General features: G+C 69.4%; 10 protein-coding genes. 4 read left to right on the top strand and 6 right to left on the bottom strand.

The window, feature by feature from the left end:
* Positions 1 to 2: 2 nt before the first annotated feature.
* The 4 genes from NL1_RS25090 to NL1_RS25105 form a co-directional block, all read right to left on the bottom strand.
* Positions 3 to 983: an AAA family ATPase gene (locus NL1_RS25090; RefSeq protein ID WP_067844139.1), complete on the bottom strand. Its 981-nt coding sequence runs from the start codon at positions 981 to 983 to the stop codon at positions 3 to 5.
* Positions 980 to 2002: a DUF4129 domain-containing protein gene (locus NL1_RS25095; protein WP_067844141.1), complete on the bottom strand. Its 1023-nt coding sequence runs from the start codon at positions 2000 to 2002 to the stop codon at positions 980 to 982. The genes NL1_RS25090 and NL1_RS25095 overlap by 4 nt, the downstream gene beginning before the upstream one ends.
* Complete coding sequence (locus tag NL1_RS25100; RefSeq protein ID WP_245673519.1) at positions 1999 to 2796, bottom strand: hypothetical protein; 798 nt, start codon at positions 2794 to 2796, stop codon at positions 1999 to 2001. The genes NL1_RS25095 and NL1_RS25100 overlap by 4 nt, the downstream gene beginning before the upstream one ends.
* Before the next feature lie 126 nt (positions 2797 to 2922).
* A complete protein-coding gene (locus NL1_RS25105; RefSeq protein ID WP_067844144.1) occupies positions 2923 to 3468 on the bottom strand; it encodes a TetR/AcrR family transcriptional regulator in 546 nt (181 codons plus the stop codon).
* A gap of 88 nt (positions 3469 to 3556) precedes the next feature.
* Between NL1_RS25105 and NL1_RS25110 the strand changes: the two genes are divergently transcribed.
* A complete protein-coding gene (locus NL1_RS25110; RefSeq protein WP_067844147.1) occupies positions 3557 to 5110 on the top strand; it encodes an MFS transporter in 1554 nt (517 codons plus the stop codon).
* 281 nt (positions 5111 to 5391) lie between these two features.
* On the opposite strand, the gene NL1_RS25115 is transcribed toward NL1_RS25110, so the two are convergent.
* Together NL1_RS25115 and NL1_RS25120 are read right to left on the bottom strand one after the other, a co-directional pair.
* Positions 5392 to 6945, bottom strand: coding sequence for an adenylate/guanylate cyclase domain-containing protein (locus NL1_RS25115; RefSeq protein WP_067844150.1), 1554 nt, complete (start codon positions 6943 to 6945; stop codon positions 5392 to 5394).
* A gap of 153 nt (positions 6946 to 7098) precedes the next feature.
* Positions 7099 to 8889 carry a DUF4407 domain-containing protein gene (locus NL1_RS25120; protein ID WP_067844153.1) on the bottom strand — a complete coding sequence of 597 codons (1791 nt, stop codon included), beginning with the start codon at positions 8887 to 8889 and terminating at the stop codon, positions 7099 to 7101.
* Between the two features lie 183 nt (positions 8890 to 9072).
* On the opposite strand from NL1_RS25120, the gene aroQ reads away from it, so the two are divergent.
* The 3 genes from aroQ (at position 9073) to NL1_RS25135 (ending at position 16508) form a co-directional block, all read left to right on the top strand.
* Entirely contained in the window at positions 9073 to 9648 is a 576-nt protein-coding gene (gene aroQ / locus NL1_RS25125) for a gamma subclass chorismate mutase AroQ (protein WP_067844156.1), read from the top strand.
* Positions 9649 to 10399: 751 nt separating this feature from the next.
* The gene (gene gltB / locus NL1_RS25130; RefSeq protein ID WP_067844159.1) at positions 10400 to 15046 is read left to right on the top strand and encodes a glutamate synthase large subunit; all 4647 of its coding nucleotides are present in this window, start codon (positions 10400 to 10402) and stop codon (positions 15044 to 15046) included.
* Positions 15039 to 16508: a glutamate synthase subunit beta gene (locus NL1_RS25135; RefSeq protein ID WP_067844162.1), complete on the top strand. Its 1470-nt coding sequence runs from the start codon at positions 15039 to 15041 to the stop codon at positions 16506 to 16508. Before gltB ends, NL1_RS25135 begins: the two co-directional genes overlap by 8 nt.
* Positions 16509 to 16779: the final 271 nt, after the last annotated feature.

Genomic DNA, 16779 nt, shown 5'->3' on the forward strand with positions numbered 1-16779 from the left:
GGCTAGACCGGAACCGGGACCGAGCCGAGCAGCGCGGACATGACGCCCTCGGTGGTGACCCCGTCCAGCTCCGCCTCCGGCCGCAGGTGCAGCCGGTGCCGCAGCACCGCCACCGCGACGAACTTCACGTCGTCGGGCGTGACGAAGCCGCGTCCGTTCAACCACGCGAACGCCCGCGAGGCCGCCATCAGCGCGGTCGCGCCGCGCGTCGATGCGCCGTGCTGCACGGCGGGCGCGGTGCGGGTGGCCCGGCACAGATCGACGGTGTAGGCCAGCACCTCGGGACTGATCGTCACCGTGGCGATCGCGGCCCGCGCGGCGGCGATGTGCGCGGGCCCGGCCACCGGTCGCAATCCGGCCGCGGCCAGATCGCGCGGGTCGAAACCGGCCGCGTGCCGCTGTAGCACGCGGAATTCGTCGTCGCGACTGGGCAATTGGATGTCGACCTTGAACAGGAACCGGTCCAGCTGCGCCTCCGGCAGCGGATAGGTGCCCTCCTGCTCGATCGGGTTCTGCGTGGCGATCACGACGAACGGGTCGGGCAGCGGCTGCGGCTTGCCGTCGACCGAGACCTGCCGCTCCTCCATCGATTCCAGCAGCGCCGACTGGGTTTTCGGCGGCGTGCGGTTGATCTCGTCGGCGAGCAGCAGATTGGTGAACACCGGGCCGTGCCGGAAGGTGAACTCGGCCGAATGCGGGTCGTAGATCTGCGATCCCGTGACATCGCCCGGCATCAGGTCGGGCGTGAACTGCACCCGGGCGTACTCCAGATCGAGCGCAGTGGCCAGCGCGCGGACGAGCAGCGTTTTCGCCACGCCGGGCACGCCCTCCAGCAGCACGTGCCCGCGGCACAGCAGCGCGAGCACGAGGTACATGACCGCGTTGTCGTTGCCGACCACCGCCTTGCCGATCTCGGCCCGCAGCGCGCCGAAAGCCGCACCGGCCTGCTCGGCGGTGGCGGCCTTCGTGATGTCCGTGGTCATCCGACCTCCGTTTCGATCCATTCCAGTTGTGCGGCGACGATGTGCAGCGCGCCCGCGTCCGGCACCGGGCCGAAGAACGCGTTCGCGACCAGCTGCTGGTCCGCGCCGCTGCGTGCCGCGATCGCGGCGGCGAGCAGGTCGGGCGGCGCGTCGGCCCCGACACCGAGCAGTGGCCGCAGCCTGCGCAGCGTGGCGGCGCGCAGTTTCCCCGCGACGTACTCGTGGTCGCGCGACTTGCGATAGAGAGCGGCCTGGCCCGCGACCAGTTCGTTGGCGGCGACCTCCACCGGGCGCGGTTCACCGACCAATGCGCCGCGTCGCCGGGCCCGCCACCACGCCAGCAGCGCGAGGGCGATCAGGAATTGCAGGCCGCCGAAGGCCAGCGGCGCGGGGAGCCGGGAGAAGATCGAGTCCTCGCCCGCGCCGATGTCCGGGCGGTCGATGTCGTTGTCGGAGGGCGGCGGTGGCGGCGGGATGTCCGGCGGCGGTTTCGGCGCGGTGGGCGCGCCGCAGGCTTGCAAGGCGCCGTAGAGCAACAGCGTGAGCACGGCCATCACGGCCAGCGTCGCCCAGAACTTCGGATTCCGTAGCAGGTCCGGCAGCGGCGGCAGTTTCCTGCGCGTGCGTGGCGCGGTCTCCACGGCCTCCCGCTCGACGGGTTCGGCGGCGGGCGGCGGGGCCGCGGCGGAGAAGCGGTCGGCGTATTCGAGCCTGCGGTACTCGTCCTCGGTGGCCGTGCGGCCGCCGTAGACGACCTCGTCGAAACTGCGTGCGGCGGGCTGGAGTTCGGTGGTGACCTCCAGCGGCAGCACGGCAGAGACGTCATCGACGGTCTCGTCGGCGGTCCGGGAGCGGCGGACCTCCAGCACACCGCGCTGTTCCATCCCGCGCAGCACGGCGCGGAAACGTTCGCGCAGCGCACGGTCGAAGTCGCGGCGCTGGGCGGCCTCCTCGGCGGCGGCGCGGTGGTCGGCGGCAGGGCCGAGGCGCGGTGGCGGCGGGGTCTCGGGGTGTGTCACCGCGCTCCTCCGGACGGTATCCGGATGTCCAGACCCTCACGGCGGCACCGCAGATCGACGTAGCACACCACCCGCGTGCTGGCCTCGACGATCTCTCCGAACGCGACGAGCAGCAGCCCCGCCGAGGTGAGCAGCACGATCACCGGCCAGCGATGGGTGCCGGAGAAATCCGAGACGAACCACGGGACCGCCAGCAGCGGAACGGCGAGCAGCGTGAACAGGAAGCGCTGGCTCAGCCACAGCCCGGTCAGCGGCCATTCCGAGCCACCCACAAGGAGTTTCGTGCGGTGCACCGCGTTGCCGTGCGAGCCGTGCTCGGCGAACAGCACCGGCGCTACCAGGAATCGTTTGGCGCGCAGGTAGCCCAGCCAGATCACCGCGAACGGAAAGGTGATGATCAGGATGGCGCCGCCGGCCAAGACGCCGACGCCGACGAGCGTGAACAGCACCTGCCCGATCAGCAGCGCGGGCGCGACCCCGCGCAGCCGCGCCAGTGCGGCCCGCCATCCGATCCGCTCGCCCGCGATGCTCGCCAGCCCGACGGGCACGGTCACGCCGCGCAGCAGCAGGCGCAGGAACCACGCGCCGACAACGGTCGACAGGATCGCCGCCCACGCGGTGCCCGCGTCGGACCCGCCGGTCGCATCGGAGACGCTCGCGGTGATCGCCACGACGACGATCTCGGCCACCACGAGTCCGGCCGCCGCCGTACCGGCGAGCGTGGCGATGTTGGCCTGGATCAGCGCGAACGGCAGGTCGAGCAGTTCGCGGAAGGTCAGCGGCCGGATCGGCACCGTCGTTCCAGGGGACCCTGGTACCGGATCGCTCCCCGCCCCGACGGCACCGGCCGGGTCAGCGGCTGGTAACACGCGGCCGAGTCTAATGGGCGCGCACGGTGGGGGTCGGTTTTGCGGTGCGCGTCAGCGTTCCAGCAGACGAGAGACGACGTGGCGGTACCGTTCCGGGTCGATCGGGGGGATGCCGAGCAGCGCTCGCAGGTACACCCCGTCGCCGACGAGCCGGATGATGTCGGCGCGGACCGGGTCGTCGACTTCCGCGTCCAGTCCGTCGGACCAGGACTCCATGAGTTCGACGAGCGCGCGCTGGACCTCGTCGATTTCGGGACCGGATTTGGCGTCGATGGTGCGCATGGTGGCAAGCAGCGAGCGGTAGAGCTCGAGTTCGACGGCATCGGCGGCGCTGTCGGGGTTGGGGGTCTGGAGGTACCACTCCATCGCGGAGGTGCCTTTGGCTCGCGCGTCGGAGAGCTGCTGGGTGGCTCGTTCGCCGAGGCGGCGGACCAAGCCGGCGAGCATCGCGTCCTTGCTCTTGAAGTGATAGAGCAGCCCGCCCTTGGAGACGCCCGCGGCGGCGGCCACATTCTCCAGCGTCACCTGCGACATGCCTTTGTTCAGCAGCAATGACTCCAGTGCGTCCAGGATCCGGTCGCGGGTGTTTGCCGTCACCACCCGAACTATACCGGCTGGACGGTAATGTCCTGTACTGTACCGTCTGGACGGTAAACAATACTGACGACGGAAGTCGAGAGAGTCGATGAACTCCCAGACCACGACCGCGGCCACCACCCTCGCCGCGTCGAAAACCCGAACCGCACCGCCGCGCGCCACCGCACGCGAGTGGGCGGGTCTCTCCGTACTCGCGCTCGCCCTGCTGCTGCTGGCGGTCGACGCCACCGTTCTGGACCTGGCGGTGCCCGCCATCAGCGCCGATCTCGCGCCGACCACGCCGCAGCTGCTGTGGATCATCGACGTGTACTCGTTCGTCCTCGCCGGTCTGCTCGTGGTGATGGGCAACCTCGGCGACCGGATCGGGCGGCGCAGGCTGCTGCTCATCGGTGCGGTCGGCTTCGGCCTCGCCTCCGCCGTGGCGGCATGGGCGGTCTCGCCCGAAATGCTCATCGCGGCCCGCGTGCTGCAGGGCGTCGCCGGTGCGACGTTGATGCCCGCGACCCTCGGCCTGATCCGATCGATGTTCCTCGATCCGCGCCAGCGCACCGTCGCGATCGCGGTGTGGAGCGCGATGGCGGGCGGCGGCGCCGCGGCCGGTCCGCTGCTCGGCGGCTGGCTGCTCGAGCACTACTGGTGGGGTTCGGTGTTCCTGGTGAACCTGCCGGTCATGCTGGTGCTCGTCGCGCTCGGCCCGGTGCTGATCCCGGAATCGCGCGACCCGAACCCGGGCCGATTCGACCTGCCGAGCGCGGCGCTGTCCATGCTGGCGCTGGTGCCCATCGTGTACGCGGTGAAGGAAGCCGCGGCGCACGGTCCGAGCGCGGCGCTGGTCGTCGTCGGCGCGGTGGGCGTGCTCTCGGGCGTGCTGTTCGTGCGCAGGCAGCGCAGGCTGGCGCATCCGATGCTGGATCTGAAGTTGTTCGCGCTCCCCAGGTTCCGCACCGCGGTGGTGACCAACCTGCTCGCGGTGTTCGCGCTGGCGGGTGTGCTGTTCTTCGGCTCGCAGTATCTGCAGCTGGTGCTCGGTAAGTCGCCGTTGCAGGCCGGGCTGCTGTTGCTGCCGGGTCTGGCGGCCACCGTGGTCGCCTCGCTGGCGGCGGCCTGGCTGGTGCGGTACTACCGGCCGGGTGCGGTGCTGGCAGGTGCGCTGGTGACCGCGGCGTCCGGCGCGGTGCTGTTCCTTTGGCTCAGTCCGGATGTCGCGACCAGCACAGTGCCGTTCGTTCTCGGTTTCCTCGGCATCGGCGCGGGTGTCGGCGTGGCGCTGACGGTTTCGTCGGACCTGGTGGTCAGTTCCGCTCCCGTGGAGCGGGCCGGCGCGGCCGCGGCGGTTTCCGAGACCGCCTACGAGACGGGCATCGCCCTCGGTGTCGCGCTGCTGGGCAGCGTGGTCATGGCGATCTTCCGCAACGGCCTCGATCTGTCCCAGGTGCCGGGCGACTCCGCGGGCGCGGCGTCCGAATCCCTCGGCGCCGCCACCGAATTCGCCCGCCAGCTGCCGGATGCCGCGGCCGAGACCTTCCTGGTCTCAGTGCACGAGGCCTTCGTCTCCGGCATCCACCTCGCCGCGATGGGCACCGCCTCGGTGCTGCTGATCGCCGCCTGGGTGGCGTTCCGGCTGCGGGCGACGCAGTCGTGATCCGCGAGGACTCGCACTCCGATCGGGGTGCGAGTCCTCGTCATACCGAGTGCGGTTCGAATGTCGGCTTCGATCGATGTCGACGGCGGGGTGGCGATGACCCGAAGCTCCGGGGGGCGGGCCGCGGTGCGCACGTTCGTGTTTCGGCCTGGGCGGGCGAGGGTCGCCGGTCGCGCAGAGTGACTCGACCCTCAGCCCTGGTGGCGAGGTGGCCGGCGTGCCGCGACCGCGCGAGGGCACCCGAGTCCTCGGTCGGCCTCGACGATCAGCAGGTGTCCGGCTCAGCGGGGCCGGGCCAGAGTGGTCGGCGTGACGCGGCCGCGCAGGGTTACCGACTCGCCGAGTTGCCACTGTTGGACCTCGGCGGAATCCGCTGCGGCGACGGTGGACCCGGACGCCAGCAGCAGCCCCGAATCCTGTTTGGCGAGTTCGCACAGCCTCGCCGCCTCGTTGACCGCGTCGCCGATGACGGTGAATTCGTAGCGCTGGTGCGCACCGACATTGCCCGCGACCACCCGCCCCGCCGCCACGCCGAGACCCGCGGTGAACTCGGGGATTTCGCCGAGGCGCGCGCGGATGGCGCGGGCGCAGGCCAGGGCGGCGCCCGCCGCGTCGGACAGCGGAGTGGGGGTGCCGAAGACCGCGAGCGCCGCATCGCCCTCGAACTTGTTGAGCAGTCCACCGCAGCGCTCGACCTCGTCCACCACGATCCCGAAGAAGCGGTTCAGCAGGGCGACGGTCTCGGTGGCGGGGCGGGTCGCGGTCATCGTCGTCGAGCCGATGATGTCGATGAACAATGCCGCCGCGTCGGTTTCTATACCGCCGAGCGCGGGCTCGGCCGCCAGCGCGGCGTCCGCGACGTCCTGGCCGACATGCCTGCCGAACAGGTCGCGGATCTGTTCGCGCTCACGCAACCCCTGCACCATGTGGTTGAAACCGCTTTGCAGCTCACCCAGTTCGGTGCCGTCGTACACCGCGAGCCAGACGTCCAGATCGCCCTTCTCCACCTGACGCATCGCCTGGCGCACCCCGCGGATCGGCGCCACGGTGGCGGCCAGGGTCTGGGTCATCAGCAACAGACCGAACACCAGCGTCGCGCCGCCGAGCGCCAGCACGCAGACCGCCAAGCGCTCGACGCTCACATCCGAAAGCGCCAGCGCGAGCACGGCGATCACCATCAGCCCGGCCACCGGCACACCGGAACCGAGCACCCAGGCCAGCAGCGAGCGCCCGAAGACACCGATGCCGCGGCGGCGATGGGCGGGCGCGGCCTCCAGCACCCGCGTGGTCACCGGCCGCAGCGCGAACTCGATGATCAGATAGCTGTTCGCGCACACCACGATCGCGCTGATTCCGACGGCGAACGCGACCTTCGCGATCAGCTCGGGTTCGGCCAGCCCGTACAGCGTCGTCAGCAGGACGAGCCCGCCGAGCCACAGCAGGCCCTGCTTCGTCACCAGCGACCGCGGCACCCCGGCCGCGGCCGCCTGTTCGGCCTCGGTGGGGACGTGATCGAGATCGGTCGCCCAGCGCAGGGCGCGCAGTCCGCGCGTCGTGCCCCACCACATGCCGTACGCCGTCGCCAGCGCGGCGTACACGGGCGCCGCGATCACGTCGAGCAGCAGCAGGTCGCGGGTGAACACCGAGGGGCCTGGCAGCACGAACCCGGCGAGCGCGATCGAGACGACCATGCCGGTGACGTTGGCGAGCAGCAGCGGCGCCGTCAGCAGCAGCTGAATACGGAACCGTCGCATTCGCGAGGATTCCTGGGCGGATCCGAGCAGCCGCGAACCCCACGGCGCAGGCGTCCCGGTCGTCACATCACGCACCGACATGGGTGCAGAGTAGATCGCCGGGCGTGAACCCATCGGAGAAGTTCACGATGGCTGGGTGTCGCCCCAACCACAGCTCGGCGTTTTTCGGAATTCGGCACGAACCGCCTCGATGGCCGCGCAGTCTCGATCACCGCCCGGCCGAGGGCCGCTCGCTCAGCGGCCTGGCGGGAGTTCCCGGCGGCCGTGGCCCGGCAGCTCCCGCTGTTCGCGGGCGGCCAGCTCGTCACGGTGCTCGGCGGGCGGCAGACCGTACCCCTGCGGCCCGTAGCCCTGCGGCAGCGCGGAGTACCGCGGATCGTGCGCCGCCGGGTACTGGGCGTCGACAACGGTCGAGGCGACGCGGTGCGCGTGCAAGGCCTCCGGCGAACCGGGCGGCAGCTGATAACCGACCGGCGGGGCGACGGCGTACGGCTGGGCTTGGGCGTGCGAATCCTGCGAGTCCACCGTCACTTTCCTGGTGCGGCGCAGCGTGAAGGTGATCTCCTCCACCTCTTCGAAGGCCTGTCGCGCCGTGCGCAGCGGGTGCGTCGCGGTGTCGATGGCGTTGGCGACGAACGAAGGCACCAGCGGGCGGATCAAGCGCGCGGCGGTGTCGGTGAACGGCACCGTGCCGATGATCGGCAGCTCCAGCCCGCCGGCGCCCTTGGGCTCGGCGGGCCTCGGCGCGGCCGGGACGAGCGCGCCCGGGCCCGAGGTCGGCGTCAGCGCGCCCGCGCTGACGGTCGCGGGCAGGTTCGGTGTCACGATCCCGTCCTGAGACACAGGGCTGTCCTTTCGATCGGCAGCCGGTGCGGCTGGTAGTTCGTGGTGCCTCGGCTTGTCCAGGCCGCGCGGTTCGGTGATGCCGATCTCCAGCCCGCCGATGGCCGCGATGATGCGGGTGCGCTGGCGCTCCCTGTCGATGGCGGTGTCGGCCTCCACGGCGAGCCGGGCGGCGGTGAGCTGCTGTTCGGCGCGCAGATGCTCGGCCTCCGCGCGCACCTCGGCGCGCTTGACCGCGATCGCCGCCTCCGCCTCGCGTTCGGCGCGGTCCACCACGGCGCGAGCGGCGACGTGCCGGTCGAACGAGGTCTCCCCGCGCCACCAGCGCAACAGCAGCGGCAACAGGGCGAGCAGCACGAAGGCGACCAGGGTCGCCAGCCGCAGCAGCAGCGCGCCGCCCGCCGCCGAGGTGTGGTCGTTCATCGCCACCCAGCGCGCGCCGAGCCCCCGATCACCGTCCGTGAAGGCGGCGGATCGAGCTGCGGCCGTTGCCCTTTCGGCCTCGGTCAGGCGCTGGTCCAGTGCCGCCGCCCGGTCCTGGGCCGCGGTGAGCCGGGCGCGGGCGTCGTCGAGCATCTCGTTGGCGGTCTGAGATTCGGGTCCCCGGCCGGGCACGCCGGTGATCCGGGTCTGCGGGCATTCCGGGGTCGGGTTGAACTCGCACCGCGCGATCACCAGCGCGCGGTCGATATCGGCCTGCGCGGCCGCGATGGTCTGATCCAGCGCCGTGCGGTCGGCGCGCGCCCGGTCCAGGTCGGCGCGGGCGGCGGCCACCGCGGGGGCGGATTCGACGGCGGCGTGGGACTTTTCATCGAGGACCCGGTCCACCGAACCGCCGAACAGGGCCGTGCTCGCCAGCTCGGCCAGCAGCACACCCGCGAGGACGGCCACCGCGACGCGGCCTGCCAGCCCGAGCCGGTCGGGCATACGACCGGGCCGCGCGGTGGCCAGCGCACGCCCGACGGTGCCTGCGATCAGTGCGACGATCAGCGCGATCGGCACGATGGCGAACAGGGGCCAGCCGTCGGTCACGGCCAGCGCCAAGGTCGTCACGACACCCGCTACCAGGGCGAACAGCGCGACGGCCGCACCGGTGACGGCATAGTCCGCGCGTTCGTGGCGCTCGGTGAGTTCACCCGTCTGACCTCCGCCGAGCCAGGTGAACAAGCCGGTGACGGTCATGGGATCTCACATCCTCTACGTCCCAGTCATTTGGCAGCTTGGCGAAACTGTCACAGATTCGTTGTCCCAGCGTGACAGGGATGGGCCCGACACACCGAGTACGGCCCAGTGGATGTGGCAAGGCTCACAGCACGAGCGCCTAACCTGACAGGGTGATTCGTTGTCGGGCGAACAGGCGGGAGCATGCGCGCACTTGCGGTGGCACTGCTGTCGGCGGCGCTGCTCGTGTGGGCCGCGGGTAGCGCTCGGCCGGTTCCCGGCGAGCCGGTGGACACCTCGCTCGACCGGCTCGTCGTCCTGATCGCTCACCGCCTCGACACCGCCGACACCGTCGCCGCCGCCAAATGGGCCGACGCCGCGCGCGACGGATCGGCACCGACCATCGACGACCCGGAGCGCGAGGCGGCGGTCTACGACGCGATGGCGCGCCTCGGCGCCGCCCATGGCCTGCCCGAAAACTGGGTCAGGCGGGTGTTTTTCGGCCAGATCGAGGCCAGCAAGACGGTGCAGTACGGACTGATCGCGCGCTGGCGGTTCGACCCGGCCTCGGCTCCGGCCGCGCCACCGGATCTGACGGATGTGCGTCCGACCATCGATCGGCTGAACGCGGCGATCGTGGATCAGCTGGCCGAGCACCGTGCCGAACTCACCGCGCCGGACTGCATGGAACGGTTGGCGCACGGTGTATTCGCCCAGCTCGTGGCCCTGGACCCGCTGCACCAGCTGGCGCTGATCCGGGCCGCGTCGGCGCTGTGTTGATCTGCGCGCCTCGCGCGGTGCCGATCCACGCCGCAGACTGCTCCGCGCGATGTGTGCAACACCACTGATCTTGTTTGCTGAAAATGTGCTGAAAAGCACATGGGACAAAAGAACCCGGACGGTCGGATACGTTCTGAGGCTTGTCACACCCCTGTCGTAAATATCTCATCAAGGCCGTCGGCGAGTTAGCCGTGGCACAAGTGGTTTGCCGTTCTCCGGGTAGGGGAAACCCTCTTCGATGCAGGTGAGCGCCTGTTCTCGGGGCTCGAAGGCCTCGTCGGGCGGTCTCGCGGTGGTTTGTCGCCGCTGCTCGGCACCGAGTGCCGGGGGATCGATCCAGGTCCATTCGCTGCTTTACACTGGACGACGCGCACACGTGGAGGACCGATTGGAAGAAGCCCAGCTTAACCAGGTTATTAGTGCTACCTAAGTTGGTTGGGCCCCGGACCTGACTTATCGTTTGCTCTTACGCCGAACACAAAAGGGCTCGGCAACATCGCCCGCTCGGGCTCACCAAGTAGGTGCCCAGAGTAGCGGGCGAGCACCCGCACGGAGGTAAGGAACACGTAAGTGTTCCGTTACCGACTAGCACCCACTACGTACCGATCGCGGGTGGACAACTGGAGACGTGACTGCACGCCGGAAGACCATCAGCGCGGCTGGATTCCGGAACGTGCGGGCGCAGTCTTGACGGAGGCGTTCGACGAAAGGCCGTTTTTTCTTCGAAGGCCACTTTCTTGAAGGCAGAGGCATGACGCAACTTCCTGGCCACAGGTCACCTGGACCCATCGGTCTCTACGACCCGGCGAACGAACACGACGCCTGCGGTGTCGCATTCGTAGTCGACATGCACGGCCGCCGCAGCCGTGACATCGTTGACAAGGCTATTACGGCCCTCTTGAATCTGGAGCACCGTGGTGCCGCCGGTGCCGAGCCGAACTCCGGCGACGGCGCGGGCATCCTGCTCCAGATCCCGGACCGTTTCTTCCGCGCGATCGTGGACTTCGAGCTGCCCGCCGAAGGTGCTTACGCGTCCGGCATCGCCTTCCTTCCGCAGGCCCGCCGCGAGGCCGCGCGCGCCGCCTACGGCGTGGAGAAGATCGTCAAGGAAGAGGGCCTCGAGGTCCTCGGCTGGCGCGAGGTGCCGATCGACGAGTCGTCGCTCGGCGCGCTGTCGCGCGACGCCATGCCGACCTTCCGGCAGATCTTCATCGCCTCCCCGAAGGCCGCCGCCGAGCAGCTGTCCGGCATGGACCTGGAGCGTCGCGCCTACGTCATCCGCAAGCGCGTCGAGCACGAGCTCGGCTCGGCGGGCGCGGGCCAGGGCGCCGTCGGCAAGGAGTCGGTGTACTTCCCGAGCCTGTCCGGCCAGACCTTCGTCTACAAGGGCATGTTCACCACGCCGCAGCTGCGCGCCTTCTACCTGGACCTGCAGGACGGCCGCGTGGAGTCCGCGCTCGGCATCGTGCACTCCCGGTTCTCCACCAACACCTTCCCGTCGTGGCCGCTCGCGCACCCGTTCCGCCGGGTGGCGCACAACGGTGAGATCAACACCGTCACCGGCAACGAGAACTGGATGCGTGCCCGCGAGGCACTGCTGAACAGCGACGTCTTCGGCACCGACTCCGCGGGCAAGAACCGCCTGGAGAAGATCTTCCCCGTCTGTACCCCGGGAGCGAGCGACACGGCCCGCTTCGACGAGGTGCTGGAACTGCTGCACCTCGGCGGCCGCAGCCTGCCCCACGCCGTGCTGATGATGATTCCCGAGGCCTGGGAACGCAACGAGAACATGGACCCGCAGCGGCGGGCGTTCTACGAGTACCACTCGATGCTGATGGAGCCGTGGGACGGCCCGGCGTCGGTGTGCTTCTCCGACGGCACCGTGATCGGCGCCGTGCTCGACCGCAACGGTCTGCGGCCGAGCCGTATCTGGGTCACCGAGGACGGCCTCGTCGTGATGGCCTCCGAGGTCGGCGTGCTCGACATCGACCAGTCCAAGGTCGTCAAGAAGGCCCGTCTGCAGCCGGGCCGCATGTTCCTGGTCGACACCTCCAAGGGCCGCATCGTCACCGACGACGAGTTCAAGTCCGAGCTGGCCGCCGAGCACCCCTACCAGCAGTGGCTGGACGAGGGCGTGACCCGGCTTGCCGACCTGCCGGACCGCCCGCACGTGCACATGTCGCACGACCGCGTGCTGATCCGTCAGCAGATCTTCGGATACACCAACGAAGAGCTGAACCTGCTGATCTCGCCGATGGCCAAGAGCGGCCTCGAGGCGCTCGGCTCGATGGGCACCGACACCCCGATCGCGGTGCTCTCGTCCCGCCCGCGCCTGCTGTTCGACTACTTCTCGCAGCTGTTCGCGCAGGTGACCAACCCGCCGCTGGACGCGATCCGCGAAGAGGTCGTCACCAGCCTCAAGCGCAATATCGGCCCCGAGGCCGATCTGATGCACCCCGGCCCCGAGTCGTGCAAGCAGATCGCCATCGAGCAGCCGATCCTGGACAACGACGAGCTGGCCAAGCTCGTGCACATCAACGACGACGGCTCGCGTCCCGAGCTGCGCTCGGTGGTCGTGCGCGGTCTGTACCCGGTGAGTGAGGGTGGCAAGGGCCTGCGCAAGGCGCTCGAGGCCATCAACACCCAGGTCTCGGCGGCCATCGACGGCGGAGCGCGGATCATCGTGCTCTCCGACCGCGAGTCCAACGAGAAGCTGGCGCCGATCCCGTCGCTGCTGCTGACCTCCTCGGTGCACCACCACCTGGTGCGCGAGCGCACCCGCACCAAGGTCGGCCTGATCGTGGAGGCCGGTGACGCCCGCGAGGTGCACCACATGGCCATGCTGGTCGGCTTCGGCGCGGCTGCGATCAACCCGTACATGGCCTTCGAGACCATCGAGGACATGCTGGAGCGCGGCGCGCTCGACCTCGGCACCGGCAGCCTGGAGACCGACTACCGCAAGGCGGTCGCGAACTTCAACAAGGCCGCGGGCAAGGGCGTGCTGAAGGTGATGTCCAAGATGGGCATCTCGACCTTGGCCTCCTACAACGGCGCGCAGCTCTTCCAGGTGATCGGCCTGTCGCAGGAACTGGTGAACGAGTACTTCACCGGCCTGCGCTCGCACCTGGACGGCATCGGCCTGGACGAGATCGCCGACGACGTGGCGGCCCGGCACCGGGTCGCGTTCCTGGAGAACCGCAACGAGCGCGCGCACCGCGAGCTCGAGGTGGGCGGCGAGTACCAGTGGCGCCGCGAGGGCGAATACCACCTGTTCAACCCGGACACCGTGTTCAAGCTGCAGCACGCGACCCGCTCGGGCCAGTACTCGATCTTCAAGGAGTACACCAAGCTGGTCGACGACCAGTCCGAGCGACTGGCCTCGCTGCGCGGCCTGTTCAAGTTCAAGTCCGGCGAGCGCGCGCCGATCTCGATCGACGAGGTCGAGCCCGCCTCGGAGATCGTGAAGCGGTTCTCCACCGGCGCGATGAGCTACGGCTCCATCTCGGCGGAGGCGCACGAGACCCTCGCGATCGCGATGAACCGGCTCGGCGGCCGCTCGAACTCCGGTGAGGGCGGCGAGCACCCGGCTCGCTTCGAGGTCGAGGAGAACGGCGACTGGCGTCGTTCGGCGATCAAGCAGGTGGCCTCGGGCCGCTTCGGCGTGACCGCGCACTACCTGACCAACTGCACCGACATCCAGATCAAGATGGCCCAGGGCGCCAAGCCGGGCGAGGGCGGCCAGCTGCCCGCGCACAAGGTGTACCCGTGGGTCGCCGAGGTGCGGCACTCGACGCCGGGCGTCGGCCTGATCTCGCCGCCGCCGCACCACGACATCTACTCGATCGAGGACCTGGCGCAGCTGATCCACGACCTGAAGAACGCGAACCCGCAGGCGCGGATTCACGTGAAACTTGTCGCGGAGCCCGGCGTCGGCACCGTCGCCGCGGGTGTGTCGAAGGCGCACGCGGACGTCGTGCTGATCTCCGGCCACGACGGCGGCACCGGCGCGTCCCCGCTGACCTCGCTCAAGCACGCGGGCGGTCCCTGGGAGCTCGGCCTCGCCGAGACCCAGCAGACGCTGCTGCTGAACGGTCTGCGCGACCGCATCGTGGTGCAGGTCGACGGTCAGATGAAGACCGGCCGCGACGTCGTGATCGCCGCGCTGCTCGGCGCCGAGGAGTACGGCTTCGCGACCGCGCCGCTTGTGGTCTCCGGCTGCATCATGATGCGCGTCTGCCATCTCGACACCTGCCCCGTCGGTGTCGCGACGCAGAACCCGGTGCTGCGCGAACGCTTCACCGGCAAGGCCGAATTCGTCGAGAACTTCTTCCTGTTCATCGCCGAAGAGGTCCGGGAACTGCTGGCGTCGCTTGGCTTCCGCACGCTGGACGAGGCCATCGGCCGGGTCGACATGCTCGACACCTCCAAGGCCAAGCAGCACTGGAAGGCCAGCAAGCTGGACCTTTCGCCGATCCTGGACGACGTCGAGACGGCGTTCATGTACCAGGACCGCCGCTGCACCAAGACGCAGGACCACGGCCTGGAAAAGGCACTGGACCAGCAGCTGATCGTGCAGAGCAGGGACGCGCTGGAGCGCGGCCAGGCGGTGAAGTTCGAGACCAAGATCACGAACGTGAACCGCACGGTCGGCACCATGCTCGGCCACGAGGTGACCAAGCTGTACGGCGGCACCGGCCTGCCCGACGACACCATCGACATCACGTTCACCGGTTCCGCGGGCAACAGCTTCGGCGCCTTCGTACCCGCCGGCATCACGCTGCGGGTACAGGGTGACGCGAACGACTATGTCGGCAAGGGTCTTTCGGGCGGTCACATCACCGTGCGCCCGTCGCTGAACGCGCCGTCGGACTTCGTCGCGGACCAGAACATCATCGCGGGCAACGTGATCCTGTTCGGTGCGACCAGCGGCAAGGCGTTCATCAACGGCGTGGTCGGCGAGCGGTTCGCCGTGCGCAACTCGGGCGCCACCGCGGTGGTCGAGGGCGTGGGCGACCACGGCTGCGAGTACATGACCGGTGGCCGGGTGGTCATCCTCGGCGAGACCGGGCGCAACTTCGGCGCCGGTATGTCCGGCGGTGTCGCGTTCGTCTACGACCCGGAAGGCACGTTCGCCGAGCGGGTCAACCCGGAACAGGCCGACGCGATCGAGCAGCTCGCGGGTGACGACTTCACCTGGCTGCGCGACATCATCGCCGAGCACCGTGACCAGACGGGTTCGGCTGTCGCCGATCGCATCCTGAGCGATTGGTCGCAGCAGGTGAACCACTTCGTCAAGGTCATGCCGCGCGAATACAAGAAGGTTTTGCTCGCCATCTCCGAAGCTGAGAAGAGCGGCAAGGACGTGGACGAGGCGATCATGGAGGCCGCACGTGGCTGACCCACAAGGATTTTTGAAGCACACCTCGCGGGAACTGCCCAAGCGGCGTCCGGTTCCGCTGCGCCTGATGGACTGGAAAGAGGTCTACGAGGAGAAGTTCTCCCACGACACTCTGAAGACCCAGGCCAGCCGGTGCATGGACTGCGGTATCCCGTTCTGTCACAACGGCTGTCCGCTCGGGAACCTGATTCCCGAGTGGAACGACCTGGTGTACAAGGGCCAGTGGCGGGAGGGCATCGACCGCCTGCACGCGACCAACAACTTCCCGGAGTTCACCGGTCGGCTGTGCCCGGCGCCGTGTGAGGCGTCCTGCGTCCTCGGTATCAACCAGGACCCGGTGACGATCAAGCAGGTCGAGGTCGAGCTCATCGAGAACGCCTTCGACGAGGGCTGGGTGACCCCGGTCTACCCGACCCGCATCACCGGCAAGAAGGTCGCCGTCGTCGGTTCGGGCCCGGCCGGTCTGGCCGCCGCCCAGCAGCTGACCCGCGCAGGCCACACGGTGACCGTGTTCGAGCGCGCCGATCGCATCGGCGGCCTGCTGCGCTACGGCATCCCGGAATTCAAGATGGAGAAGCGCTTCATCGACCGCCGTCTCGCGCAGATGGAGGCCGAGGGCACCATCTTCAAGACCGGCGTGAACGTGGGCGTCGACATCACCGCCGACGAGCTGCGCGAGCGGTACGACGCGGTCGTGCTCGCCGGTGGCGCCACCCTGGCCCGCGACCTGCCGATTCCGGGTCGTGAGCTGGACGGCATCCACCAGGCGATGGAGTTCCTGCCCTGGTCCAACCGGGTGCAGCTGGGCGACGACGTCACCGACGCCGAAGGCCTGCCGCCGATCCACGCCAGGGGCAAGAAGGTCGTCATCATCGGTGGCGGCGACACCGGCGCGGACTGCCTCGGCACCTCGCACCGTCAGGGCGCGGAGTCGGTGCACCAGTTCGAGATCATGCCGCGTCCGCCGGAGGAGCGTGCCGCTTCCACCCCGTGGCCGACCTACCCGCTGATGTACCGGGTGTCCTCGGCCCACGAAGAGGGCGGCGAGCGGGTGTTCTCCGTGAACACCGAACGCTTCGTCGGCAAGGACGGCAAGGTGACCGGCCTGGAGGCGCACGAGGTCAAGATGGTCAATGGCCGCTTCGAGAAGGTCGACGGCACCGACTTCACCCTCGAGGCCGATCTGGTGCTGCTGGCCATGGGCTTCGTCGGACCCGAGAAGCCGGGCCTGCTCACCGATCTCGGTGTCGGCTACGACCAGCGCGGCAACGTCCAGCGCGACAAGAACTGGGCCACCAACATTCCCGGCGTCTTCGTCGCCGGTGACATCGGCCGTGGCCAGTCGCTGATCGTCTGGGCCATCGCCGAGGGCCGTGCCGCGGCCGCCGCGGTCGACCAGTTCCTCGAGGGCGAGACGGCGCTGCCCGCGCCGGTCACCCCGACGATGGTCGCCCAGCGCTGAGTCGCTCCTAGCGCGAACGCGAGGCGCCCGTGGACAACTCGTCCACGGGCGCTTTCGTGTGTTTGCTCGCTGTCGGAAATCGGACATAACCGTGGCCCGAATGGCGTGTGGGGCTCGCTGGCCCTATTGTGATCTTGGCGTGCGGCGGGCCTATGGGATGTGGGGTCGTTGTGCACGTCATGTCGACGGATGACACGAGTTAGCCGCGTGTGCACTGGAACGACATGCGTCGGATTCAGTATGTGAGTGGCAACTCGTCGGGGAGCGCCCC

This window comes from Nocardia lijiangensis NBRC 108240, assembly GCF_001613045.1.
GTDB classification, from domain to species: Bacteria; Actinomycetota; Actinomycetes; order Mycobacteriales; family Mycobacteriaceae; genus Nocardia; species Nocardia lijiangensis.